Genomic DNA, 23,138 nt, shown 5'->3' with positions numbered 1-23,138 from the left:
GAGCTCTCGCGCCCGTCGAAGCGACGGCTCGGCCCGTGTTACAACAAGTCATGGGCGACTCACTCCACCTTTCGATGGCAGATCTGGCGGCGTTGACCTTCTTCCTGGTCGTCTGGGTGCTGCACACGCTCGCTTCCGACGGCCGGCTGATCAGCCGCGTCTCGCTGACGACCGCCATGAACGCGCAGCGTGAGGCCTGGATGCGCAACATGGCCGAGCGCGAGATCCGCATCGTCGACACCGCCATCATGGGCGGCCTGCAGCAAGGCACCGCCTTTTTTGCCTCGTCTTCCCTGATCGCGCTCGGCGGCTGCTTTGCTCGGCGCCTCCGATCGCGTGCTTCAGGTTCTGGCCGACCTGCCCTTCGGCGCGGCTTCGTCGCGCGAAGCCTTCCAGACCAAGGTGTTCGGCCTGGTGCTGATTCTCGCCTTCGCCTTCTTCAAATTCGGCTGGGCCTACCGGCTGTTCAACTATTGCTCGATCCTGATCGGCGCGGTGCCCACCCCGCATGGCCCGGCGTCGCGCAATCCGGTCAGCGAAACTGCGGTGTGGCGGGCGACGCGCATGAACGTGCTCGCCGGCAAGCACTTCAACTCCGGCCTGCGCGCCGTCTTCTTCTCGATCGGCTATCTCGGCTGGTTCGTCGATCCGGTCGTCTTCGTCATGTCGACCCTGGTGCTTCTGGCGGTGCTGGTGCGCCGCCAGTTCTTCTCGGCGGCGCGGCAGGCGGTGCTCGGTCAACCGCCCGGTCCGGGAAAAGGCTGATCGATGCGGCCGGCGATCCAATAAGCGATGAGCCCGGTCCATTCACGCAGCGCCTTGGTGGTGATTTCCAGATTGTCACCGGGGCTTGTGCGGTACAGGCGTTCCCTTCCCGTGGTCCAGTAGTCAACGGGCCAGGGTACTGTGGGAAAGCCGGCCCTGTCGAACAGCGCCTTGGCGCGCGGCATATGAAAAGCCGACGTGACGAGCAGCCAGGTCTCGCCCGGTTTCGGCATCACCAGCCTCTTTGTGAATATGACATTCTCGTACGTGGTGCGCGATTTGTTCTCAAGGACCAGGCGATCGGCGCTTACCCCGAGCGCTGTAAGCAGGCGCGGCGCGGCGTCCGCATCGCCCTCGCCTTCGCCGATCATTTCGAGCGGACCGCCGGTAACGACGACCTTTGCCGTCGGGAACCGCCGGGCCAGGACCGCCGCCTCGACGATGCGGTCGCCGCTGGCATTCAATTCATAGCCGCCGCGCACGATATTGATCGCCCCGTCCATGGCGCCGCCCAGCACGACGATACCGTCTACCTTTGCCGGCAGCGGCGGTTTCGGAAAGCGCTCTTCCAGTGGGTTGAGCATCATGACGCCAATCGACGACCATGTCGAAAGCACAAGGATGAGAAAGGCAAGGGCGCTGCCGGCGGTTGCCAAACGCCGACGTCCCAACATGCCGGCAACCAAGCCTGCCAGCAGCAGGAAGATCGCCAGGTTGAGCGGCCTGGCGACAAACCAAAAGAGCTTCGACAGGATGAAGAACATCACTCACCCCGCTGGGTCGGCACTGACCCCGACGGGATTGAGCCTACCACCATTTTTCCGGCTGGAACCTGCCCGCCGCCTGCTCGATGACGTTGGCCGTCTGGAACAGCGTTTCCTCGTCGAACGGGCGGCCGATCAGCTGCAGGCCGAGGGGCAGGCCCTTGCCGTCGAGGCCGGCCGGCACGGAAATGCCGGGAAGGCCGGCCATGTTCACCGTCACGGTGAAGATGTCGTTGAGATACATCTTGACCGGATCGGAGGCCATGTCCTCGTCGGCGATGCCGAAGGCGGCCGATGGGGTCGCGGGCGTCAGGATGATGTCGACGCCGGCGGCAAAGACGTTCTCGAAGTCGCGCTTGATCAGGGTGCGCACCTTCTGCGCCTGCAGATAGTAGGCGTCGTAATAGCCGGCCGACAGCACATAAGTGCCGATCATGATGCGCCGCTTGACCTCGCGGCCGAAACCGGCGGCGCGCGTCTTCTCATACATGTCGACGATGTCCTTGCCGAGCACGCGCAGGCCATAGCGCACGCCGTCATAACGGGCGAGGTTCGACGAAGCCTCGGCGGGCGCCACGATATAGTAAGCCGGCAAGGCATATTTGGTGTGCGGCAGCGAGATGTCGACGATCTCGGCGCCGGCGTCCTTCAGCCAGGCAATGCCTTTCTGCCAGAGCGCCTCGATGTCTTCCGGCATGCCGTCGACGCGGTACTCCTTCGGAATGCCCACCTTCATGCCCTTGATCGGCTTGCCGATCGCCGCTTCATAGTTCGGCACCGGGCGGTCGACCGAGGTCGTGTCCTTCGGATCGACGGAGGCCATCGACTTCAGCAGGATCGCGGCATCGCGCACGTCGCGCGCGATCGGTCCGGCCTGGTCGAGCGAGGAAGCAAAGGCAACGATGCCCCAGCGCGAGCAGCGCCCATAGGTCGGCTTGATGCCGACCGTGCCGGTCAAAGCGGCGGGCTGGCGGATCGAGCCGCCCGTGTCGGTCGCTGTTGCACCGGCGCAGAGAAACGCGGCCACCGACGATGCCGACCCGCCGGACGAGCCGCCCGGCACCAACTGGGCGTTGTCCAAGGTCCGCGCCGTCTTGGTGCCGCCGGCGGAAACAAAGCCGCCATCGCCCTGATGCGTCGTCGGCATGACGACCGTATCGACACGCGAGCGCCGCCATGGATTGATCACCGGGCCGTAATAGGAGGTCTCGTTCGACGAACCCATGGCGAACTCGTCCATGTTGAGCTTGCCGAGCATCACCGCGCCGTCGGCCCAAAGATTGCTGGTTACGGTCGACTCGTAGCGGGGCTTGAATCCGTCGAGCACGTGGCTGCAGGCCTGGGTGTGGATGCCTTCCGTGGCGAACAGGTCCTTGATGCCGAGCGGAATGCCTTCCAGCGCGCCGCCCTCGCCCTTGGCGAGCCTGGTATCGGAAGTCTTGGCCATGTAGCGCGCCTTCTCGGCGGTGACTGCCACATAGGCATTGAGCACCGGATTGGCGCGATCGATCGCGGTGAGATAGGCCTCGGTGATCTCGGCCGCGGTGATCTCCTTGCCGCGCAGCTTGGCGCGTGCCTCGGAAATGGTGAGATGGGTGAGATCGCTCATCAGGCAAGGCTCTTTTCGTAAAACACCGACCGCTCAGAGTCGGGATAATCCAGCACCGGTCCGCAACGCGAGAATCCGGCACGCTCATAGACGGTCCAAGCGGCGGGGTGGCGATCGCCGGTTTCGAGAACCAAGCGGGTCAGCCCTTCCTGCCGGGCGAGCGCTTCAATCCTCCCGACGATCTCGGCGCCGATCTTGCGGCCGCGATGCGAAGGCCGCGTATACATGCGCTTGACCTCGCCGGTGGCATTGTCATGGCGCTTGAGCGCGCCGCAACTGACGGCAAGGCCGTTGTCGCGGGCGATGAACACCGTCGTATCCTTGTCCGCCATCTGCTCGACGGTCAGGTGATAGCAGTGCTCGGGCGGCGTCAGTTCGAGCAGCGCGGCATTGAGTTCGGCGACCAACGCGCGGACATCGTCCTGCAAAGGCGTCTCGACGGCGATCTCGACAGCCACGGCCTACTCCACCACCTTCGGAACGAGGAAGAAATTCTCTTCCGTTGCCGGTGCGTTGGCGACGATGTCGGTAGGCTTGTTGCCGTCGGTGACGACATCCTGGCGTTTCTTCATTTCCATCGGCGTGACCGAGGTCATCGGCTCGACGCCCGAGACATCGACCTCATTCAATTGCTCGACGAAGCCGAGGATGGCGTTCAATTCGCCGGTCATGCGCTCGGCGTCCTCCTCGCTCACCGCGATACGGGCAAGGTGCGCGACGCGCTTCACGGTCTGAAGATCAACGGACATGTTCTATCGCCTCGGGAAAACCAGTGCGGGCTATAGCGGCGCGGCGCTCAGCACGCAACATGGATCATGTGGGCTGCGGACAGCCCAGCGTCGCCTCAAGCATGTCTCCCGAAGTGCGGACCGCTTTCGAGACAAAGACATGCGCAATGTCTAAAACCTGAGGCGCATGGAGCGGATCCGAACGATCGCAACGCGCTTTCGGAGAGCGCGGCTCAAATCGTGATCGCCTTGCCGATTTCCGGCAGCGCCACGTTTACGCCCGAGCCTTCCATGCCGGCGACGAACTTATCGGCGGTCCGGTCGATCATCGAGAAGGTGCCGAAATGGCAGGGAACGACCGTATCGAAGCCGAAGAAGCGGCGGCAGGCAAGGGCCGCCACCGCGCCGCCCATGGTGAAGCGGTCGCCGATCGGCACGATGCCGATCTTCGGTTCATGCAATTCGTTGATCAGGCCCATATCGGAGAAGATGTCGGTGTCGCCCATGTGGTAGAGCGTCTTTTCCTCGGGGAAATGCAGGACCAGCCCGCCCGGATTGCCGAGATAGGTGTTCGTGCCGCCTTCGCCGCCGAAAGAGGACGAATGCAGCGCCTGGACGAAGGTCGTGGTGAAAGGGCCGCAATCGACGGTGCCGCCAATATTGCCCGGATTGATCTTGTCGCCGCTGACGCCCTGGCCGACGAGATACATGCAGATCTCGAAATTGGCGACCAGCATGGCGCCGCTTTTCTTCAGCACTTCGACCGCGCCGCTGACATGATCGCTATGGCCGTGGGTCAGAAGAACGTGGGTCACGCCTTCGGCCGGTCCTTCCCAGCCGCCCGTCCATGACGGGTTGCCGACCAGATAGGGGTCGATGAGAATCGTGGCGTCCTTGGTTTCGACGCGGAATGCCGAATGTCCGTACCAGGTCAGTTTCATGAATGCTTCCTCGATTTTTCCGTTGCCGGAAGATAGAACGCTGGCGGCAAATTGAAAGTGGCGCCCCACTCCTAAACGTCAAAAGGATGTGACGCCTGGATCTCAGAGAAAGCCGTTGAGCATTATTTCAATCGAGGAACTGCCGGCGCGGCTTGCCGACGGCAAGACGCTCGCCGGGCTCGATCTCGGCGACAAGACGATCGGCGTGGCGGTCTCCGATCGCGGGCTGTCCTTCGCTCATCCGCGCCCGGTGATCCAGCGCAAGAAGTTCTCCCTCGATGCTGCCCAACTGCTCGCTCAGCTTGAGAAGGACAATGTCGGCGCCGTCGTGCTCGGCCTTCCCGTCAACATGGACGGCTCGGAAGGGCCTCGTGCGCAAAAATCCCGCGCCTTCGCCCGCAACATGGCGCCGCTTTCCGACCTGCCCTTCGTGCTGTGGGACGAGCGGCTGTCGACGGTTGCGGCCGAGCGGACACTGATCGAGATGGATTTCTCGCGCAAGAAGCGCGCCGGCAAGATCGATTCGGCGGCCGCCGCCTTTATTCTGCAGGGAGCGTTGGACCGGCTTCAGTCGCTGGGCCGAGCCGATCGGGGCTGATATCGCCCCGCCGGCGCTGCCTTATCCATTCGGCGATGTTGCGACGGCGGCGGAAGGCCCACAGCCCCATGAGCAGGAAAAAGTCGAAAACGCAGGTTCGCGCCACCATGCCCGGGATGATAGCCGGATCGACGCCGAGCATCTGGCCGTAGAGCTGGAAAGCGAAATCGTGCACCTGTCGGCTCAGCATCGCGTAGCCGAAATTCATGTCGTTGGCCGACAGGAAGAACCATCCCCAGAAGATGACCATCGGAGCAGCCCATAATGTGAATATCGTGCGCATCAGCGGCTGCCACCAGGCTTGTTTTCCGGGCGGCCGGATATGCGGGAAAGGAGCGAACTGTGCGCGGCGCCCACCGCCATGCGCGAGGCGGCGCGAACATCGCCCTCGGGCAAATTCATTGCGGCGAAGGTGGAGCGGCGTTCGGCCAGCACGGCGATGTAGGAAGCAAGCAGCGCCGTCATCTGGATGGCGACGATCATGAACAGGCCATTTATGCCCTGCGCCACGCCGCCGATGAGGATCAGCGAAAGCAGAAACGATGCCGAGATGAAGGCTATCCGCGCCACGCTCTCGCCCGCGTCCGGCCTTGCCGCCGCGTTCAGCAGCGTTTCGACGAAGGCCCAGCAGAACAACACCGCGACGGTCAGGAGCGCGATCGACAGCGGCGCCAGCACGGCAACATTTTCAAGCTCGGGAAGCCGGTGGGCCTGGACCGAGAGGCCAAGCACGCCAAACGCCGCCGCCATGCCGCGGCTGCCGTCCATGCAGATGTAGGCAAGCAGGGCGAAAACCACCGCCCAATGCAAGGCCAGAACTGAGCTCAACACGTGCCGCATACGTTTCCCGCTGGCGGAGCTCGGAGAGATCATGGTTAACCGTCCCCTACTCCAGCATGCGGAGATTGGGCTTTGCATCGGCTCGCCGCAACGGAAACCATTTGTTAAGGTTAACGGCTATCCACAGATCGGCAATCCGCCTCGGAGCATGACGCCGAAAAGTGTGAAGCGGTTTTCGGATGATATCCTGTCTCCTTGATACGGAGCAGGATCAGGTCACCGGTGGATAGAGCGTGTCGATGATCATGCGCGCGTCGTGGCGCGAATCGAGCATGCCGTAGGTGGTGCGCCACTGGCCGCCGAGCCGCGTTTCGACGAAAGCGTCGGCAATCCGCCCTGCCCCCAGCCGGCGCAGCTCCGCCGCCGCGGCCGAAAGCGCCAGCTGTTCGGTGAGCAGGCGCGCCGAGCCCTGGTCGGTCGCGGCGACCTGCATGGCCGCCTTCAGCACGCCGATGGTGCCGCGCCCGCCGGTGCCGAGATCGCGGTCGATGCCGGTCAGCACCTCCTCGAACAGGCCCGGCGCACGGCCGAGCACGCGCAACACGTCGAGCGCCATGACATTGCCCGAGCCCTCCCAGATCGCGTTGACCGGCGCCTCGCGATAATAGCGGGCAAGCGGCGCTTCCTCGACATAGCCGTTGCCGCCAAGGGATTCCATCGCCTCGTAAAGCAGCGCCGGCGCGATCTTGCAGACCCAGTATTTGACCACAGGCGTCATGGCGCGGGCAAAGGCCGCCTCGCCACGGTCGCTTGCCGCCTCGTCGAAAGAACGCGCCAGCCGGAACGACAGCGCGGTGGCCGCAGCGACATCGAGCGCCATATCGGCCAGAACCCGCTGCATCAGCGGCTGGTCGATCAGGTTTGAGCCGAACACCTGGCGATGGCGCGTGTGATGGATGGCCTCGGCGAGCCCCGCCCTCATCAACGCCGACGAAGCGACCGCACAGTCGAGCCGGGTCAGCGTCACCATGTCCATGATTGTCTTTACGCCGGCGCCCGGGTCGCCGACCATCTCGCCGATCGCATTGACGAACTCCACCTCCGACGAGGCATTCGAGCGGTTGCCGAGCTTGTCCTTCAGCCGCTGGAAGCGGAAGCCGTTGCCGGAACCGTCGCCCAGGATACGCGGAACGAGAAAGCAGGACAGTCCTTCGGATGCCTGGGCGAGCACCAGGAAGGCATCCGACATCGGCGCCGACATGAACCATTTGTGGCCGGTCAACCGGTAGAAGCCGCTTCCGGTGCGCTCCGCCCTGGTGGTGTTGGCGCGCACATCGGTGCCGCCCTGCTTCTCGGTCATGCCCATGCCGAGCGTCAGCCCGGTCTTCTGCACCGGAGGCTTCTGCGTCTGGTCGTATTTGCGCGTCGTCACGCGCGGCGCCCATTCGCGGAAAAGTTTCGGGCTCGCCATCAGCGCCGCCAGCGAGGCGCTGGTCATGGTGATGGGGCACAGATGCCCAGTCTCGAGCTCGGCGGTCAGATAGAAGCGTGCCGCCCTCACCTGATGGCGGCGGCCGATCTCGGCATCGCCGTTTTCCCACACGGAGGAATGCAGGCCGCCGGCGATCGAGCGGCGCATCAAGGCGTGATAGGCTGGATGGTATTCGACAAGGTCGAGGCGACGGCCCTGGCGGTCATGGGTCCGCAACTTCGGCGTGTCAGTGTTGGCGAGGCGGGCAAGCTCCTGCGCCTCCTGCGTCATCACGAACCGGCCAAGCCCGTCGAGATCCTTGCGCACGGGATCGGAAAAACGCTCGGCAAGCTGGATGAGCAACGGATCGCCACGCCACGCATTGCCACCCGTCAACGGCGGCGGCTGGTTGATCACCTCGTCGGTCACGCCCAATCCTTCAGTTGCCCAATCCTTCAGTTGGCCGAGAGGTTCTTACCATTTCCAAGCCCGCGGTCGCGAATCCGAACCCACTGGGCCTTATAGCCCAAGCCACGGAAGCCGCGCGACGAAAATACCAGGGAGAACGCCCGCAATCCAAAGCTGGCGCTTGCGACAGGCCGGGCCGCACCCTATAGCAGCGCCTTGAGATGACCGACGCTTCGTCCCTGCCGCTCTTCCCCCACCGCCACCTTCTGGGCATCCGCGACCTTTCCCCGGCTGATATCGAGCTGTTGCTCGATCGCGCCGACCGGGCCGTGACGATCTCACGACAATCGGAAAAGAAGACCTCGACGCTGCGCGGCCGCACCCAGATCAACCTGTTCTACGAGGCATCGACCCGCACGCAGTCGTCCTTCGAGCTCGCCGGCAAGCGTCTCGGCGCCGACGTCATGAACATGTCGGTGGCAAGCTCCTCGGTGAAGAAGGGCGAGACGCTGATCGATACGGCGATGACCCTCAACGCCATGCGGCCCGACATCCTGATCATCCGCCACCAATCGGCGGGCGCAGCTGCCCTGCTCGCCCAGAAGGTTGGCTGCTCGGTGGTCAATGCCGGCGACGGCGCGCATGAGCATCCGACGCAGGCGCTGCTTGACGCGCTGACCATCCGCCGCGCCAAGGGGCCGCTGTCGAAGCTGATCGTGGCGATCTGCGGCGACATCCTGCATTCGCGCGTCGCCCGCTCCAACATTATGCTTCTGAACGCGCTTGGCGCGCAGGTGCGCGTCGTCGCTCCCTCGACGCTGTTGCCCTCCGGCATCGACAGGATGGGGGTGATCGTGTCGCGCTCGATGGCCGAAGGCCTCAAGGACGCCGACGTGGTGATGATGCTGCGCCTGCAGCGCGAGCGCATGGAAGGCGCCTTCGTGCCGTCGATCCGCGAATATTTCCACTATTTCGGCCTGGATGCCGAAAAGCTGAAAGCCGCCAAGGACGATGCGCTGGTCATGCATCCCGGCCCGATGAACCGCGGCGTCGAGATCGCCTCCGAAATCGCCGACGGGCCACAGAGCGTCATCCAGGAACAGGTGGAGATGGGTGTCGCCGTGCGCATGGCGGTAATGGAAGCGCTGCTTGACCCGCGCCGCAACCATGAGGGGCGCGGCGCATGAGCGTGACCGTCTTCAGCAAGGCGCACATCGTTGACCCCTCGCGCGGCGTCGACGAGATCGGCAGCGTCATCGTCGACGGCCGCAAGATCGTCGCAGCCGGAAAAGCGGCATTGAACCAGGGCGTGCCGGAAGGCGCCACCGTCGTCGACTGCGCCGGCAAGACGATCATTCCAGGCCTTGTCGACGCGCGCGTCTTCATCGGCGAGCCCGGCGGCGAGCATCGCGAGACCATCGCCTCGGCAAGCGTGGCGGCCGCCGCCGGCGGCGTCACCTCCATCGTCATGATGCCGGACACCGATCCGGTGATCGACAATGTGGCGCTGGTTGAGTTCGTGCTGCGCACGGCACGCGACACCGCAAGCGTCAACATCTTCCCGGCGGCCGCGATCACCAAGGGCCTCGAGGGCCGCGAGATGACCGAATTCGGCCTGCTGCGCGAGGCCGGCGCCGTCGCCTACACTGATGGCCGCCACACGATCGCCAATGCACTAGTGATGCGCCGCGCGCTGACCTACGCCCGCGATTTCGGCGGCGTGATCGCGCATGAAACCCAAGATGCCGACCTCGCCTCGTCCGGCGTGATGAACGAAGGGCTCTATGCGAGCTGGCTCGGCCTGTCGGGCATTCCGCGCGAGGCGGAGCTGATCCCGCTCGAACGCGACCTGGCATTGGCACGGCTGACCGGCGGAGCCTATCACGCGGCAAAAATCTCGTCGGCGATGGCGGCCGGCGCGGTGAACCGGGCAAAGACGGATGGCGCCAATGTCACGGCCGGAGTCGCCATTCACAATCTGTCGCTCAACGAGAACGACGTCGGCGAGTACCGCACCTTCTTCCGGCTGACCCCGCCCTTGCGCGCCGAAGACGACCGGCTGGCGATGATCGAGGCGATCAAGGACGGCACGATCGACATCATCGTCTCCTCGCACGACCCGCAGGACGTCGACACCAAGCGCCTGCCCTTCGCCGATGCCGCCGCCGGCGCTATCGGGCTGGAGACGCTGCTTGGCGCTGCACTTCGGCTCTACCACAATGGCGACGTGCCGCTGTTGAGGCTGATCGAGACGCTGTCCACCGCGCCGGCAAGATTGTTCGGCCTGCCGGGCGGCACGTTGCAGCCCGGCGCGCCGGCCGATCTCGCGGTCCTCGATCTCGACGAGCCGTGGATCGTCAGCGAAAGCGGCCTTCGCTCGCGTTCGAAGAACACCTGCTTCGAAGGCGCGCGCCTGCAGGGCAAGGTCGTGCAAACGGTGGTGGCGGGCCTCACGGTGTTTACTGCATAGACCACCCGTCGCCTTGAACTCTGCCGAGCCTGCCTCACAGAGTTGCTTGGCGAACCCTTCCGACTCTACCATTATGACTAACTGATCCTCGAGCAGGCCATATCTTGCCGACTGTGGTTGCATAGCGCACATTAAATCAACCTTAGGCTGAGCACCCGGAGACAAAGGAATATGGGGGAGACAATGGGTTACGCGATCGCGCTCGTCTTCGGCTATCTGCTCGGCTCGATCCCGTTCGGGCTCTTGATCACCCGCGCCGCCGGCCTCGGAGATGTCCGCAAGATCGGCTCCGGCAATATCGGCGCGACCAATGTTCTGAGGACAGGCAATAAGGGCCTCGCTGCCGCAACGCTGCTGCTCGACGCGCTGAAGGGCACGGCCGCGGCGCTGATCGCTGGGCATTTTTCGCCGGACTTCGGACTGTTGGCCGGCTTCGGCGCCTTCCTCGGCCATCTCTTCCCGGTGTGGCTTGGCTTCAAGGGCGGCAAGGGTGTCGCAACCTATCTCGGCGTGTTGATCGGCCTTGCCTGGCAGGGCATGCTCGTCTTTGCCGTCGTCTGGCTCGCTATGGCGTTCCTGTTCCGCTACTCCTCGCTGGCGGCATTGGCGGCCGCGGTGGTCGTGCCGATCGCGCTCTATTTCATAAGCACGCCGCAGATCGCCGGCTTGTTCGCGGTGATGAGCCTGATCGTCATCATCAAGCATCGCGCGAACATCTCGCGGCTGCTGGCCGGCACCGAGGGCAAGATCGGGGCGAAGGGATGAGCGCCCTGGCCGCCGGCCCGCGTCTCAGTGACCGGCAGCGGCTTGCCTGGCTTCGCCTGATCCGCACGCCCAATGTCGGTCCGGCCTCGTTTCGCGAGCTGATCAACCGCTTCGGCTCGGCCGAAGCCGCGCTTGAAATGCTGCCGGAGCTGATGATCTCCGGCGGTGCCAATCGCATGGTCCGCGTCCCCTCAGTCGCCGAAGCCGAAGCCGAACTGGAAGCCGCCCGGCGCGCCGGCGCCCGCTTCGTCGGCATCGGCGAGGCCGATTATCCGCCCTTGCTGAAGACCCTCGACAACCCGCCGCCGCTGCTGGCGGTGAAAGGCGAAGGCGCGGTCTTCCGCTTGCCGGCGGTGGCGATTGTCGGCGCCCGCAATGCCTCGCTGGCCGGCATCAAGATGGCGCGCATGCTGGCAGCCGATCTCGGCCGCGAAGGCTACGCCATCGTTTCCGGCCTGGCGCGCGGCATCGATACCGCCGCGCATAAGGGCAGCGTCTCGACCGGCACAGTCGGTGTTCTGGCCGGCGGGCTCGATGTTCCCTACCCGCCCGAGAATGCCGGCCTGTGCGACGAGATCGCCGATCGCGGCGGCGCCGTCGTGTCGGAAATGCCGTTCGGCTGGCAGCCGCGCGCGCAGGACTTCCCACGCCGCAATCGCCTGGTCGCCGGAATGGTGCTTGGGCTGGTGGTGGTCGAGGCGGCGCAGCGCTCCGGTTCGCTGATCAGCGCCCGCTTGGCCAACGAAATGGGCCGGCTGGTCTTCGCCGTGCCGGGCTCGCCGCTCGATCCGCGCGCCACCGGCTGCAACGCGCTGCTCAAGGACGGCGTCACACTCGTCACCGAAGCCGCCGACGTGCTCGGCGCGCTGGCGCCGCTTGCCGGCATCCGGCTCCCAAGAAACGCCCCACTTGCCGAGGCGCCCGACATGTCGGCCATGCCGCCGCCCCGCGAAAGCGAACGCGCCGATGTGCTGGAAGCGCTCGGGCCAACGCCGACCGCAGTGGATGATATCATCCGCCACACCGGACTGAGCGCCGCGCAGATTGCGATGGTGCTTCTGGAACTCGACTTCGCCGGGCGGATCGAGCGCCACGCCGGCGGGAATGTGTCGCTGATCGCATGACTTGGCGCGTGCGCCCGCAACGCCGATTTCTTCACCGGAACAAATATTTGGACACTTCCGGATTGCCGCGGCGCCACATCACATTGTCGAGGAAATAATGGTGCACATTGATGAAGATCAGCACGATGAAGAAGAACAGCGACGAACCGAGTACCTGCTTGTCGTAGGGGACCAGGGCGGTCAGCGCGAACGGGATCAGCCAGAAGCCGAGATAGCCGAGTGCGCCACCCCCGATAATGAATCCCAGCATCCGCAGCCTGTAGCGAGGCCCGAGCACGGATAATATCTTCGGCTCCGGATCCCGGGCGGCATCCAAGACGTCACGCTCGACATTGGTTTGATAGCGCCACACCACCGCCAGATATTGCAGCGAGTGCAGCGCCGGTACCACCAGCAGCCAGAGCGGGTTTATTCTGGCAATCAGGATCCAGAGATAGAGGGACGCGACATAGGCAACGATACCGTTATACGGCAGGCCGCCGTTCTTTCGCCAACGGTTGGCCAGCATCAGGAGCGTAGCCGCTGTCGATGCGACGGCAGCCGCCAAGGCAATATCGGTGATCCATGAAGGCGCGGCGAAGGTGTAATACTGAAGCCCGTAATACTGTCCCGCGGTCACCGCCGTGTTGGTCTGCAGCCAGGCCAGGATCCACACCGCGTAGCTGTTGACGAGCAGCACCTTCTTGTCGCGGTCATCGAAGAATTTGCGTTTCAAGACGGCGTCGACCATCAGCATGCCGTAGCCTTGCTTGACGTAATGCCACCCGACGAAGAAGAACATCGCGTTGGCCGCGAAGCCGAGCAACCGCGTGTTCGACGTCGCCGCGCCATAAGCGAAGAACAGGACCATGATCACCGGAACGACGACACCGGCGAAAATGTAGCGGAGCTGCAGGCTTCTGTCGTAGCCGTCGCCACGCGCCTTCCGGCCGAAATTGCGATAGAAAATCTGGTAGGAATGCGCGAAATGCGGATAGTTCACCAGATAGGCCACGACGACCATCGTCGCGGCTAACGGACCTTCGTACTCACGCGGAATAAAGAACAGCACGGGCAGGATCAGAAACGCGCTGCCGCCGAGCATGAGGAAATCGGCGACCGGGCCGAAGAGATATTTGCCGGGCGGCGTCGCCGCTTTACGGGCGGTGGTCTCTACCGAAAGGTCAAGTGCCATCCTGGAGCCTCCCTCGGGAGGCCGAGTTTAACCATGACCCTGCCCATGGGACAAGTTTGCCGCGGGCCGACTCTCATTGGTCTTGGGGAAAGTCACGCCGTTAGGGTAAGGCAGCCCGAGCGATCTTCATCAGCCGCTTTCTGGCTTCTGCCACGCGCTTCTGTTCCAACCTTATGCGGTCGCACAGCGCAAGGTTGATCCCTACGCCGCAGTCCTCGTCCAGCATTTCCTTTGCGTGATTGAGAGAAGTCTCTGCGCGCTTTACGTTTTGCCTGGCCCTGGCCAGTTCCAAGTTCAGTACGTCCACTGTCTCCGCATCCCAGATTGCGGTCCCTTCAACAGGGAAACAGCCGCGCGCAAGTTTTTGTTCCGATTGCCGGGGACGCAGACGACAGGTCCTGCTTCGATCGCCCGTATGGAAGCGTCGGCAGGTTTGCTCTGGCATCTATTTGGTGTTGAAAATTTGGTGAGCGCGATGGGATTCGAACCCATGACCTACTGATTAAAAGTCAGTTGCTCTACCGGCTGAGCTACGCGCTCCCGCGGGCTCGAAACGCCGCCCTCGAAATTGCGCGGAACATAGGGAGAGTGCCGCGGCCGGTCAACCGGAAAAAGACGGGCTTCCAAGGCGGATTTTTTGAACGGATTCGAAGGGGCGCCGAGGGTGTTTGCGAACGGCTTTCGATGCCTGCGCCAATGGCCCGGCTCCGGGCTCCTTCAGAAAATCCCCACAATAACAAATCCCTACAATAACAATGGGCTGAAACAATGGGCTGATGGTGGAATGAGGAACCATTGCAACCGAGGCCCGTTTCGCAAAACAGGGACGTCCCATCAACCATCGAGGAGAAGATCAATGAACAAGATCGCATCGGGCCTGTTGGCAACCGCTCTCTCGGCGTCGTTCGTCGCGGCGGAGATGGTGCCGGTCAACGCTCAGCCAGCTTATGTGCCACAACCCCAGGGCCTGTCGTCAGATATCCAGACCGTACAGTATGAGGATTGGAGAAGGCACCGTACCTTCAACCGGGATTTCTCGCGTCGTGGTGACGCCGTCTACTGGAACGGCCATCGCGGCTATCGTGAATATCGCCACGGCTATCGTCGGCATGGCGACTATTGGTTCCCGCTGGCAGCCTTCGCCACCGGTGCGCTGATCACCGGCGCGATCGTCAACAGCGAGAACAACCGCGTCTATCGCGGCAATTCCCATGTCCAATGGTGCTATGACCGCTACCGCTCCTATCGCGCCTCGGACAACACCTTCCAGCCTAACAGCGGTCCGCGTCGGCAGTGCGTGTCGCCCTATTGACGACTCCAGTCAGTACCCAGGGCCTGACCGAGCCCGCACCGCAAGGCGCGGGCTCTCTCGTTTTGATTTGCTTTTGCAACAAAGGACTTGGTCAGTTCGCCCATCATATAGTCTTGAAAACCAAATATAGAGCGCCGCCTTCACCGCTCGGGGAGCGGTAAGCTCCAAGCGCATTGCAAACCCGAACCATCGCTGCCGTCAGTTCCCAGCCGAGTGCTTCCAGGTCACCGCCCGTGTCGTCCACATAGGCTCGGGCCAGGTCGTCCACGCCCTTTTCTTCGCCGAAGGACCGCACCAGTTTCGCGTCGCCGAGAAGTTCGCCAGGCAAGTTCGAATTGGCCCACGCCCAGAGCCAATTGCCGGCCTTGGCGCTGGTGGAGCCCGCAATCTGGATTTCCGAAACGACTTGACGCCACTCTGGTCGGAAAACACCAGCTTCCCTGCCGTCAAGTCGTAGTTATAACGTGACCAGCTGCCGAGGCGGAAATCCTTCGCCAGGCGCGCATTCTTGGCCGTGAGCTGTTGGAGGGCCTCATCGCGCCAAGCAGGATACCAATCCGGCTGCATTCCCCTCGCCCAATCCCGTATATCGCTATCGCACGCTTAGCGTCCTGCGCACCGCATCGCGCCATCCGGCCAGTTTCGCCCCGCGCATTGCGGCGTCCATCTCCGGCTTGAAGCGCCACTCCAAAGCCCAGCTCTTCGCGAATTCCTTCGCTTTCGGCCACACGCCGGCCTTCGAGCCGGCAAGCCACGCCGCGCCCAGCGCCGTCGTCTCCAGGATCGTCGGACGGTCGACCGGTGCGTCGAGAATGTCGGCGAGCCGCTGCATGGTCCAATCGGATGCCACCATGCCGCCGTCGACGCGAAGCACTGTCTTGGCTGACGCGCCTTTCCAGTCCTTGCGCATCGCGTCGAGCAGGTCTCGCGTCTGGAAGGCGACCGATTCAAGTGCCGCGCGCGCGAACTCGGCCGGGCCCGAATTGCGCGTCAGGCCGAAGATCGCGCCGCGCGCATCCGCGTCCCAATGCGGCGCGCCCAGGCCGACAAAGGCCGGCACCAGGTAAACCTGCTGCGCCGGATCGGCGCTCGCCGCGAGCACACCACTTTGCTCCGCCTTGCCGATCACCTTAATGCCGTCGCGCAGCCACTGCACGGCGGCGCCCGCGATGAAGATCGAACCTTCCAGCGCATAAGTGGTCTTGCCGTTCAATCGGTAGGCGATCGTGGTCAGAAGCCGGTTCCTCGAGCGCACCAGGTCAGCACCGGTGTTGAGCATCGCGAAACAGCCGGTGCCGTAGGTCGACTTCATCATGCCGGGTTCGAAACAGGCCTGGCCGATGGTCGCTGCGTGCTGGTCGCCGGCGACGCCGAGGATTCGCATCTCGGCCCCGAAAAGGCTTTTCTCGGTGACGCCGAAGTCATCGGCGCAATCCTTTATCTCCGGAAGGATCGCGGCCGGTATGTTCAGGATCGAGAGCAGCTCTTCGTCCCAAGCATTCTTCTCGATGTTGTAGACCAGCGTGCGCGAAGCATTGGTCGCGTCGGTGGCGTGCACTTGGCCGCCGGTCAGCCGCCAGATCAGGAAACTGTCGATAGTGCCGGCAAGCAGTTCGCCCTTCTCGGCGCGCTTCCTGGCACCCTTCACCTTGTCCAGCATCCAGGCGATCTTGGTGCCGGAGAAATAGGGATCGAGCAGCAGACCGGTCTTCTTCGTGAATTTTTTCTCCAGCCCCTGCTTCTTCAGCTTATGGCAGAGCGGCGCGGTACGCCTGTCCTGCCAGACGATCGCATTATGGATCGGCTTCCCGGTCGCCTTGTCCCAGATGACGACCGTCTCGCGCTGGTTGGTGATGCCGATCGCGGCGACATCCGATGCCGCGCGCCCGGCCGCCTTCAGCGCCAATTTCACCGTGGCGAGAACGCTGGCCCAGATGTCTTCCGGGTCATGTTCGACCCAGCCGGAAGCCGGATAATGCTGCGTGAATTCCTGCTGGCCGGTGCCGGCAACCTTCATCTTGTCGTCGAACAGGATCGCCCGGGTCGAGGTCGTTCCCTGGTCGATCGCCAGCACAAAACCGCTCATTCATCCCTCCACTTCTCATGCAACAGGGGAGACGGCCAAGCCGCCTCCCCTGCACTTCCTACGTGGGCAAGCACGCCCGCGTCATGCAGTTACTGCTGCTGCCAGCTCTTCACCAGTTCGTCGTAGTTGATGGTGATCGGCTTTTCCTTTTCGTTCTCGATCTTCAGCTGAGGAGCGAGATTGCCTTTCTTGACCGCGTCGGCGTTCCAGTAGGCAAGATCGTGCTCTTCGGCCATCTTCGGGCCGATGTCGCCCTGGACGCCCGACTTCTCGATGCGGCTCATGACCTTTTCCTGCTCGGCGCAGAGCGAGTCCATCGCTTCCTGGGCCGACTTGGCGCCGGACGAGGCATCGCCGATCGCTTGCCACCAGAGCTGCGCCAGCTTCGGATAGTCAGGCACGTTGGTGCCGGTCGGCGACCACTGGACGCGGGCCGGCGAGCGATAGAACTCGATCAGGCCGCCGAGCTTCGGAGCGCGCTCGGTGAAGCTCTTGTCGTGGATCGTGCTCTCGCGGATGAAGGTCAAGCCGACATGGCTCTTTTTCACGTCGACCGTCTTCGAGGTGACGAACTGCGCGTAGAGCCAGGCGGCCTTGGCGCGATCGTCAGGCGTCGACTTCATCAGCGTCCAGGAACCCACGTCCTGATAGCCGAGCTTCATGCCGTCCTTCCAATAGACGCCGTGCGGCGACGGCGCCATGCGCCATTTCGGCGTGCCGTCGTCGTTCAGCACCGCCTTGGCGCTTGCGTCGACCATCGAAGCGGTGAAGGCGGTGTACCAGAAGATCTGCTGGGCGATGTTGCCCTGCGCCGGGACCGGGCCGGATTCGGAGAAGGTCATGCCCTGCGCTTCGGCAGGAGCATAGGCCTTCAGCCAGTCGAGATATTTCTGGATCGAGTAGACCGCGGCCGGGCCGTTGGTGTCGCCGCCGCGTGCAACGCAGGAGCCCACGGGTCGCGACTTCTCGTCGACCTTGATGCCCCATTCGTCGACCGGCAGGCCGTTCGGGATGCCCTTGTCGCCATTGCCGGCCATGGAAAGCCAGGCATCGGTGAACCGCCAGCCGAGCGACGGGTCCTTCTTGCCGTAGTCCATGTGGCCGTAGACTTTCTTGCCGTCGATCTCGCGGCCGGTGAAGAACTGGGCGATGTCCTCATAAGCCGACCAGTTGACGGGGACGCCGAGATCGTAGCCGTACTTGGCTTTGAAGTCGGCCTTGTTCTTCTCGTCGTTGAACCAGTCGTAGCGGAACCAGTAGAGGTTGGCGAACTGCTGGTCGGGGAGCTGATAGAGCTTCTTGTCGGGCGCCGTCGTGAACGAGGTGCCGATGAAGTCCTTCAGGTCGAGGTTCGGATTGGTGACGTCCTTGCCTTCATTCGCCATCCAGTCGGTCAGGTTGCGCACCTGCTGGTAGCGCCAGTGCGTGCCGATCAGGTCGGAGTCGTTGACCCAGCCGTCATAGAGGTTCTGGCCGGTCTGCATCTGGGTCTGGATCTTTTCGACGACGTCGCCTTCCTGGATGACGTCATGTGTGACCTTGATGCCGGTGATGGCGGAGAAGGCCGGTGCCAGCACCTGTGACTCGTATTGGTGCGTGGCGATGGTTTCCGAAACGACCTTGATGTCCATGCCGGCGAACGGCTTGGCTGCGTCGATGAACCACTGCATTTCCTTTTCCTGATCGGCGCGTGAAAGCGTCGATAGGTCGCCTATCTCCTTGTCGAGAAAGGCTTTTGCTTCATCCATTCCGGCATAGGCATGGCCTGCCCCCAGCAATAGGACAAGGGCTGTCGATGTTAGAAATTGCCGTCGCATGTGTCTCCTCCAGTCTTAAGTTGCAAGTGCGATCCGGGCGGCCGCCAGCACGCGGCCGCTCCGGCTATTCCCCCTCTATACGTATCGGAACACGCCAACGGCGTAGACCACGGAGAGAGCGAGAGCCCACCACAGGTTGGGTCCAACCAGACCCAGCCAAGCGAGATGGATGAATGCGCTGCCAAGCAGCGACAGGAACAAACGATCGCCGCGCGTCGTCTCGAAGCGCAGCACGCCGACGCGCGGATTGCCGCCGGGCGAGGCATATTCCCAGACGCCCATGCCAAAGAGCATCAGTGCGATGACGATGAAGAAGGCGGCCGTCGGCCACGTCCACGCCATCCAGGAGAAGTCGAGGTTCATGGCTTAGACCCTCCCCAGCGCAAAGCCCTTGGCAATATAGTTTCGCACGAACCAGATGACCAAGGCGCCGGGGATCAGCGTCAGCACGCCGGCGGCGGCGAGCAGGCCCCAATCCATGCCGGCGGCAGAGACCGTGCGGGTCATGGTGGCGGCGATCGGCTTGGCGTCCGTCGTGGTCAGCGTGCGGGCGATCAAGAGCTCCACCCACGAGAACATGAAGCAGAAGAAGCAGGCGACGCCGATGCCGCTCGCGATCAGCGGCATGAAAATCTTCAGAAAGAAGCGCGGGAAGGAATAGCCGTCGATATAGGCGGTCTCGTCGATCTCCTTCGGAACGCCGGACATGAAGCCTTCGAGTATCCACACCGCCAGCGGCACGTTGAACAGGCAGTGCGCCAGCGCCACGGCGATATGGGTGTCGATCAGGCCGAACGCCGAATAGAGCTGGAAGAACGGCAGCGCGAACACCGCCGGCGGCGCCATGCGGTTGGTCAAAAGCCAGAAGAACAAATGCTTGTCGCCGAGGAAGCGGTAACGCGAGAAGGCGTAGGCCGCCGGCAGCGCCACCGCCACCGATATCACCATGTTCATCACCACATAGGTGATTGAATTGATGTAGCCCGAATACCAGGACGGGTCGGTGAAGATGGTGCGATAGTTCGCCAGTGTCGGATTATGCGGGAACAGCGTCAGCGACGACACGATCTCCGCATTGGTCTTGAAGCTCATGTTGATGAGCCAGTAGATCGGCAGCAGGATAACGATGATGTAGACCGTCGGCACGATCCACCACCAGCGCGACTCCTCGCCGCGGCGGCGCATCAGCTTCGCCACCTGGTCCTGCGATAGCGTGCTGCCCACTTCGGTGACCGCCGTCTCGCTCACGCGTGTCGTCTCGTTGGCGCCCGCCATCTGTCAGCGCTCCGCGTCGTAGTTGGTCATCACGGTGTAGAACACCCACGACAACAACAGGATGATCAGGAAGTAGACCAGCGACATTGCCGCCGCCGGACCGAGGTCGAACTGGCCGAGCGCCGTCTTGACGAGGTCGATCGACAGGAAGGTGGTCGAATTGCCAGGGCCGCCGCCGGTAACGACGAAGGGCTCGGTATAGATCATGAAACTGTCCATGAAGCGCAACAGCACGGCGATCAGCAACACGCGCTGCATCTTGGGCAGTTGGATATAGCGGAACACCGCCCAGCGCGAGGCGCCGTCGATCTTGGCCGCCTGGTAGAAGGCATCGGGAATCGAGACCAGCCCAGCATAGCAAAGCAGCACGACCAGGCTGGTCCAGTGCCAGACATCCATGATGATCACGGTGACCCAGGCGTCGATCGGATCCTGGACGTAGTTGTAGTCGATGCCGAGCGCATTGACGTAATAGCCGAGCAGGCCGATGTCGTTGCGGCCGAAGACCTGCCAGATCGTGCCGACGACATTCCAGGGAATGAGCAGCGGCAGCGCCATCAGCACCAGGCAGACCGGCACGCCCCAGCCCTTCTTCGGCATATTGAGCGCGATGAAGATGCCGAGCGGCACCTCGATCGCCAGGATGATGAAAGAGAAGATCAGGTTGCGCACCATCGCTTCCCAGAAGCGGTCGGAATGCAGCAATTCCTCGAACCATTCGGTGCCGGCCCAGAAGAAGACGTTGTTGCCGAACGTGTCCTGCACCGAATAGTTGACGACCGTCATCAGCGGGATGACGGCCGAGAACGCCACCAGCGCCAGCATCGGCAGGACAAGGAACCAGGCCTTGTTGTTCCAGGTCTTGTCCATCTATGCCCCCATCTCGACGCGCCAGGAATCGGCATAGATGTTGATGCCAGCCGGATCGAAGCGGACTCTTGGTTCGGCCGGCACCTCGTCGTCCTCGCCGATTACAGCGGCAATCTCCCTGCCCTCGAGGTTGGCGCGAACGACCTTATGGCGGCCGACATCCTCGACCTTGCTGACCTGCACCGCCATGCCCTCGCGGCCGAGCCGCACATATTCGGGGCGAATGCCGAGCTCGACGGCGCCGGCCTCAGCCTTCGGCACGCCCGGAAGCTCGATGCGCTGCGCACCGAGCTTCGCCGTCCTGCCTTCCAGCGCAACCGGCAGCACGTTCATGCCCGGCGAGCCGATGAAATAGCCGACGAAAGTGTGGCGCGGGCGCTCGAAGAGTTCGGCCGGCGTGCCGATCTGGACGATCTCGCCGTCATACATGACCACAACGCGGTCGGCGAAAGTCAGCGCTTCGGTCTGGTCATGCGTGACATAGACCATGGTGTAGCCGAAGCGCCGATGCAGCTGCTTCAACTGCGAGCGCAGCACCCATTTCATATGCGGGTCGATCACGGTGAGCGGTTCGTCGAACAGGATGGCGTTGACGTCGGAACGCACCAGGCCGCGTCCAAGCGAGATCTTCTGCTTCTGGTCTGCAGTGAGCCGCCGCGCCTTCCTGTTCGCCATCGAAGCGAGATCGATCATGTCGAGCGTCTCGCGCACCTTGCGATCGACATCGGCTTCGGGCACGCGCCGGTTGCGCAGCGGGAAGGCCAAGTTGTCGTAGACGGTCATGGTGTCGTAGATGACCGGGAACTGGAACACCTGCGCGATGTTGCGCTCCTGCGTCGACAGATTGGTCACGTCGCGGCCGTTGAACAGCAACCGGCCATGCGAGGGGTGCAGCAGTCCCGAAATGATGTTGAGCAAGGTGGTCTTGCCGCAGCCCGACGGCCCAAGCAGCGCGTAGGCGCCGCCATCCTCGAAGGTGTGATGCACTTCCTTCAGCGCGAAATCCGAATCCTTCTGTGGGTTGGGCAGGTAGGAATGGCGAATGTGGTTGACCTCGATGCGGGCCATCGTTTTCTCCTCAGGCCGCCAGCTTTGCCGCCGTCACGGCGCGGCCGTTCTGGTCGAACACCATGATGTGGCGGGGATCGATGAACACCTCGACCTCGTCGTCCGTCTCGAAATCGAGAATGCCATGCGCCAGCATCACCCAGCGCGCATCGGCGAAATCGAGATGGACGAAGCTCTCCGAGCCGGTGATCTCGGTGATGGTGACCTTGGCCCGCACCGGCACGGCGCCGGCGTTCGGCCGCTCCAGCGACAAATGATGCGGCTGGAAGCCGATCGTGTAGCTTGCGTCCGAGATGCCGTTGAGCTCCGGCGGCACCGGCAATTTGACACCGCCTTCGAGCAGGAAGTCCGATCCCTTCTTGGAGAGCACGATGGTGTTGAGCGGCGGATCGGCGAAGGTCCTTGCCGTTACCAGGTCGGCCGGCTTGCGGAAGACTTCGACGGTTGGACCGAATTGCGTGACGCGGCCTTCCGAAAGCGTGGCCGTATTGCCGCCGAGAAGCAGCGCTTCGTGCGGCTCGGTCGTCGCATAGACGAAGATGGTGCCGGCGGCGGCGAAGATCTTCGGCAATTCGGCGCGCAACTCCTCGCGCAGCTTGTAATCGAGATTGGCCAAAGGCTCGTCGAGCAGCACCAGGCTGGCATTCTTGACGATGGCGCGAGCAAGCGCGGTGCGCTGCTGCTGGCCCCCGGACAGGCTGAGCGGCGTGCGGTCGAGATAGGGCGTGAGCTTCAAGAGCGCCGCCGCGTGGCGCACCTCCTTGTCGATTTTCGCCTGCTCGACGCCGGCCACCCGCAGCGGCGAGGCGATGTTCTCGTAGACGGTCATCGCCGGGTAGTTGATGAACTGCTGGTAGACCATGGCGACGTTGCGCTTCTGCACCTTCTGTCCGGTGACGTCCTTGCCGTCGAACCAGACCGAGCCGGAAGTCGGCGCGTCGAGGCCCGCCATCAGCCGCATCAGGCTGGTCTTGCCGGAAAGCGTCGGGCCAAGCAGGACATTCAGCGAGCCGTGCTGAAGCGTCAGCGACACGTCGCGGATATGCTCCTGCGCGCCGACCGTCTTCGTCACGTTCCTCAGTTCCAGCATCACGCCTCCTCCCAGGCCTTACG

Annotated in this window: 22 protein-coding genes, 1 tRNA gene and 2 pseudogenes; 7 read left to right on the top strand and 18 right to left on the bottom strand. The window is 63.2% G+C overall.

Annotation, left to right across the window (positions count from 1 at the left end; translation table 11 throughout):
• Positions 1 to 50: 50 nt before the first annotated feature.
• Positions 51 to 765, top strand: a pseudogene (locus O7A05_RS13090) (DUF599 domain-containing protein).
• Here O7A05_RS13090 and O7A05_RS13085 read toward each other — a convergent pair.
• The 5 genes from O7A05_RS13085 to O7A05_RS13065 form a co-directional block, all read right to left on the bottom strand.
• Complete coding sequence (locus O7A05_RS13085; protein ID WP_337093510.1) at positions 738 to 1,529, bottom strand: YdcF family protein; 792 nt, start codon at positions 1,527 to 1,529, stop codon at positions 738 to 740. The pseudogene O7A05_RS13090 and the gene O7A05_RS13085 overlap by 28 nt on opposite strands.
• Before the next feature lie 43 nt (positions 1,530 to 1,572).
• Positions 1,573 to 3,138 (bottom strand): amidase, encoded by a 1,566-nt coding sequence (locus tag O7A05_RS13080; RefSeq protein WP_337093509.1) that lies wholly within the window; start codon positions 3,136 to 3,138, stop codon positions 1,573 to 1,575.
• Positions 3,138 to 3,596 (bottom strand): GNAT family N-acetyltransferase, encoded by a 459-nt coding sequence (locus O7A05_RS13075; protein WP_337093508.1) that lies wholly within the window; start codon positions 3,594 to 3,596, stop codon positions 3,138 to 3,140. Before O7A05_RS13075 ends, O7A05_RS13080 begins: the two co-directional genes overlap by 1 nt.
• Positions 3,597 to 3,599: 3 nt before the next feature.
• A complete protein-coding gene (gatC, locus tag O7A05_RS13070; protein WP_127880038.1) occupies positions 3,600 to 3,887 on the bottom strand; it encodes an Asp-tRNA(Asn)/Glu-tRNA(Gln) amidotransferase subunit GatC in 288 nt (95 codons plus the stop codon).
• 212 nt (positions 3,888 to 4,099) lie between these two features.
• A complete protein-coding gene (locus O7A05_RS13065; protein WP_337093507.1) occupies positions 4,100 to 4,807 on the bottom strand; it encodes a metal-dependent hydrolase in 708 nt (235 codons plus the stop codon).
• Positions 4,808 to 4,922: 115 nt separating this feature from the next.
• On the opposite strand from O7A05_RS13065, the gene ruvX reads away from it, so the two are divergent.
• Entirely contained in the window at positions 4,923 to 5,405 is a 483-nt protein-coding gene (gene ruvX / locus O7A05_RS13060; RefSeq protein WP_337093506.1) for a Holliday junction resolvase RuvX, read from the top strand.
• On the opposite strand, the gene O7A05_RS13055 is transcribed toward ruvX, so the two are convergent.
• From O7A05_RS13055 to O7A05_RS13045, 3 genes are all read right to left on the bottom strand, one after another.
• Positions 5,347 to 5,688 (bottom strand): DUF6105 family protein, encoded by a 342-nt coding sequence (locus O7A05_RS13055; RefSeq protein ID WP_337093505.1) that lies wholly within the window; start codon positions 5,686 to 5,688, stop codon positions 5,347 to 5,349. The two genes, ruvX and O7A05_RS13055, sit on opposite strands and share 59 nt — an antisense overlap.
• Positions 5,688 to 6,245, bottom strand: coding sequence for a hypothetical protein (locus O7A05_RS13050; protein WP_337093504.1), 558 nt, complete (start codon positions 6,243 to 6,245; stop codon positions 5,688 to 5,690). The genes O7A05_RS13055 and O7A05_RS13050 overlap by 1 nt, the downstream gene beginning before the upstream one ends.
• 211 nt (positions 6,246 to 6,456) lie before the next feature.
• Complete coding sequence (locus tag O7A05_RS13045; RefSeq protein WP_337093503.1) at positions 6,457 to 8,085, bottom strand: DNA alkylation response protein; 1,629 nt, start codon at positions 8,083 to 8,085, stop codon at positions 6,457 to 6,459.
• 200 nt (positions 8,086 to 8,285) lie between these two features.
• Here O7A05_RS13045 and O7A05_RS13040 point away from each other — a divergent pair, with 200 nt between their 5' ends.
• From O7A05_RS13040 to dprA, 4 genes are all read left to right on the top strand, one after another.
• On the top strand, positions 8,286 to 9,251 hold the full coding sequence (locus O7A05_RS13040; RefSeq protein WP_337093502.1) for an aspartate carbamoyltransferase catalytic subunit: 966 nt from the start codon (positions 8,286 to 8,288) through the stop codon (positions 9,249 to 9,251).
• A complete protein-coding gene (locus O7A05_RS13035; RefSeq protein ID WP_337093501.1) occupies positions 9,248 to 10,534 on the top strand; it encodes a dihydroorotase in 1,287 nt (428 codons plus the stop codon). Before O7A05_RS13040 ends, O7A05_RS13035 begins: the two co-directional genes overlap by 4 nt.
• A 183-nt stretch (positions 10,535 to 10,717) precedes the next feature.
• Positions 10,718 to 11,299: a glycerol-3-phosphate 1-O-acyltransferase PlsY gene (gene plsY, locus O7A05_RS13030; RefSeq protein WP_337093500.1), complete on the top strand. Its 582-nt coding sequence runs from the start codon at positions 10,718 to 10,720 to the stop codon at positions 11,297 to 11,299.
• Complete coding sequence (gene dprA / locus O7A05_RS13025; protein WP_337093499.1) at positions 11,296 to 12,423, top strand: DNA-processing protein DprA; 1,128 nt, start codon at positions 11,296 to 11,298, stop codon at positions 12,421 to 12,423. Before plsY ends, dprA begins: the two co-directional genes overlap by 4 nt.
• A 31-nt stretch (positions 12,424 to 12,454) precedes the next feature.
• Here dprA and O7A05_RS13020 read toward each other — a convergent pair whose 3' ends face one another.
• Complete coding sequence (locus O7A05_RS13020) at positions 12,455 to 13,597, bottom strand: hypothetical protein (RefSeq protein ID WP_337093498.1); 1,143 nt, start codon at positions 13,595 to 13,597, stop codon at positions 12,455 to 12,457.
• A gap of 464 nt (positions 13,598 to 14,061) precedes the next feature.
• A tRNA-Lys gene (locus O7A05_RS13015) sits at positions 14,062 to 14,137 on the bottom strand.
• A 316-nt stretch (positions 14,138 to 14,453) separates the two neighbouring features.
• Between O7A05_RS13015 and O7A05_RS13010 the strand changes: the two genes are divergently transcribed.
• Positions 14,454 to 14,909, top strand: coding sequence for a BA14K family protein (locus tag O7A05_RS13010; RefSeq protein ID WP_337093497.1), 456 nt, complete (start codon positions 14,454 to 14,456; stop codon positions 14,907 to 14,909).
• A 103-nt stretch (positions 14,910 to 15,012) separates the two neighbouring features.
• Here O7A05_RS13010 and O7A05_RS13005 read toward each other — a convergent pair.
• The 8 genes and pseudogenes from O7A05_RS13005 to O7A05_RS12970 all read right to left on the bottom strand — a co-directional run bounded on the left by O7A05_RS13005 (position 15,013) and on the right by O7A05_RS12970 (position 23,115).
• Positions 15,013 to 15,476: pseudogene (locus O7A05_RS13005) on the bottom strand (DUF6882 domain-containing protein).
• A 25-nt stretch (positions 15,477 to 15,501) separates the two neighbouring features.
• Positions 15,502 to 16,995, bottom strand: a complete 1,494-nt coding sequence (glpK, locus tag O7A05_RS13000) for a glycerol kinase GlpK (RefSeq protein WP_337093496.1) — start codon at positions 16,993 to 16,995, stop codon at positions 15,502 to 15,504.
• A gap of 89 nt (positions 16,996 to 17,084) precedes the next feature.
• The gene (locus O7A05_RS12995; RefSeq protein WP_337093495.1) at positions 17,085 to 18,812 is read right to left on the bottom strand and encodes an ABC transporter substrate-binding protein; all 1,728 of its coding nucleotides are present in this window, start codon (positions 18,810 to 18,812) and stop codon (positions 17,085 to 17,087) included.
• Between the two features lie 75 nt (positions 18,813 to 18,887).
• Positions 18,888 to 19,175 (bottom strand): DUF2160 domain-containing protein, encoded by a 288-nt coding sequence (locus O7A05_RS12990; protein WP_337093494.1) that lies wholly within the window; start codon positions 19,173 to 19,175, stop codon positions 18,888 to 18,890.
• A 3-nt stretch (positions 19,176 to 19,178) separates the two neighbouring features.
• Entirely contained in the window at positions 19,179 to 20,087 is a 909-nt protein-coding gene (locus tag O7A05_RS12985; RefSeq protein WP_337093493.1) for a carbohydrate ABC transporter permease, read from the bottom strand.
• A 3-nt stretch (positions 20,088 to 20,090) separates the two neighbouring features.
• Positions 20,091 to 20,957: a carbohydrate ABC transporter permease gene (locus tag O7A05_RS12980; protein WP_337093492.1), complete on the bottom strand. Its 867-nt coding sequence runs from the start codon at positions 20,955 to 20,957 to the stop codon at positions 20,091 to 20,093.
• Positions 20,958 to 22,025 carry an ABC transporter ATP-binding protein gene (locus tag O7A05_RS12975; protein WP_337093491.1) on the bottom strand — a complete coding sequence of 356 codons (1,068 nt, stop codon included), beginning with the start codon at positions 22,023 to 22,025 and terminating at the stop codon, positions 20,958 to 20,960.
• 10 nt (positions 22,026 to 22,035) lie between these two features.
• On the bottom strand, positions 22,036 to 23,115 hold the full coding sequence (locus O7A05_RS12970; RefSeq protein ID WP_337093490.1) for an ABC transporter ATP-binding protein: 1,080 nt from the start codon (positions 23,113 to 23,115) through the stop codon (positions 22,036 to 22,038).
• Positions 23,116 to 23,138: the final 23 nt, after the last annotated feature.

Origin of the sequence: Mesorhizobium argentiipisi (SeqCode), assembly GCF_037179585.1 — a bacterium.
GTDB classification, from domain to species: domain Bacteria; phylum Pseudomonadota; class Alphaproteobacteria; order Rhizobiales; family Rhizobiaceae; genus Mesorhizobium; species Mesorhizobium argentiipisi.
This window is presented reverse-complemented; position numbering and strand designations above follow the sequence as displayed.

What these genes read in the sequence shown, in the direction of transcription:
- O7A05_RS13085 (WP_337093510.1), bottom strand. Translation starts at nt 1,529, where the DNA reads ATGTTCTTCATCCTGTCGAAGCTCTTTTGGTTTGTCGCCAGGCCGCTC.
- O7A05_RS13080 (WP_337093509.1), bottom strand. Translation starts at nt 3,138, where the DNA reads ATGAGCGATCTCACCCATCTCACCATTTCCGAGGCACGCGCCAAGCTG.
- gatC (WP_127880038.1), bottom strand. Translation starts at nt 3,887, where the DNA reads ATGTCCGTTGATCTTCAGACCGTGAAGCGCGTCGCGCACCTTGCCCGT.
- O7A05_RS13065 (WP_337093507.1), bottom strand. Translation starts at nt 4,807, where the DNA reads ATGAAACTGACCTGGTACGGACATTCGGCATTCCGCGTCGAAACCAAG.
- O7A05_RS13055 (WP_337093505.1), bottom strand. Translation starts at nt 5,688, where the DNA reads ATGCGCACGATATTCACATTATGGGCTGCTCCGATGGTCATCTTCTGG.
- O7A05_RS13050 (WP_337093504.1), bottom strand. Translation starts at nt 6,245, where the DNA reads ATGCGGCACGTGTTGAGCTCAGTTCTGGCCTTGCATTGGGCGGTGGTT.
- O7A05_RS13040 (WP_337093502.1), top strand. Translation starts at nt 8,286, where the DNA reads ATGACCGACGCTTCGTCCCTGCCGCTCTTCCCCCACCGCCACCTTCTG.
- O7A05_RS13035 (WP_337093501.1), top strand. Translation starts at nt 9,248, where the DNA reads ATGAGCGTGACCGTCTTCAGCAAGGCGCACATCGTTGACCCCTCGCGC.
- plsY (WP_337093500.1), top strand. Translation starts at nt 10,718, where the DNA reads ATGGGTTACGCGATCGCGCTCGTCTTCGGCTATCTGCTCGGCTCGATC.
- dprA (WP_337093499.1), top strand. Translation starts at nt 11,296, where the DNA reads ATGAGCGCCCTGGCCGCCGGCCCGCGTCTCAGTGACCGGCAGCGGCTT.
- O7A05_RS13020 (WP_337093498.1), bottom strand. Translation starts at nt 13,597, where the DNA reads ATGGCACTTGACCTTTCGGTAGAGACCACCGCCCGTAAAGCGGCGACG.
- O7A05_RS13010 (WP_337093497.1), top strand. Translation starts at nt 14,454, where the DNA reads ATGAACAAGATCGCATCGGGCCTGTTGGCAACCGCTCTCTCGGCGTCG.
- glpK (WP_337093496.1), bottom strand. Translation starts at nt 16,995, where the DNA reads ATGAGCGGTTTTGTGCTGGCGATCGACCAGGGAACGACCTCGACCCGG.
- O7A05_RS12995 (WP_337093495.1), bottom strand. Translation starts at nt 18,812, where the DNA reads ATGCGACGGCAATTTCTAACATCGACAGCCCTTGTCCTATTGCTGGGG.
- O7A05_RS12990 (WP_337093494.1), bottom strand. Translation starts at nt 19,175, where the DNA reads ATGAACCTCGACTTCTCCTGGATGGCGTGGACGTGGCCGACGGCCGCC.
- O7A05_RS12985 (WP_337093493.1), bottom strand. Translation starts at nt 20,087, where the DNA reads ATGGCGGGCGCCAACGAGACGACACGCGTGAGCGAGACGGCGGTCACC.
- O7A05_RS12980 (WP_337093492.1), bottom strand. Translation starts at nt 20,957, where the DNA reads ATGGACAAGACCTGGAACAACAAGGCCTGGTTCCTTGTCCTGCCGATG.
- O7A05_RS12975 (WP_337093491.1), bottom strand. Translation starts at nt 22,025, where the DNA reads ATGGCCCGCATCGAGGTCAACCACATTCGCCATTCCTACCTGCCCAAC.
- O7A05_RS12970 (WP_337093490.1), bottom strand. Translation starts at nt 23,115, where the DNA reads ATGCTGGAACTGAGGAACGTGACGAAGACGGTCGGCGCGCAGGAGCAT.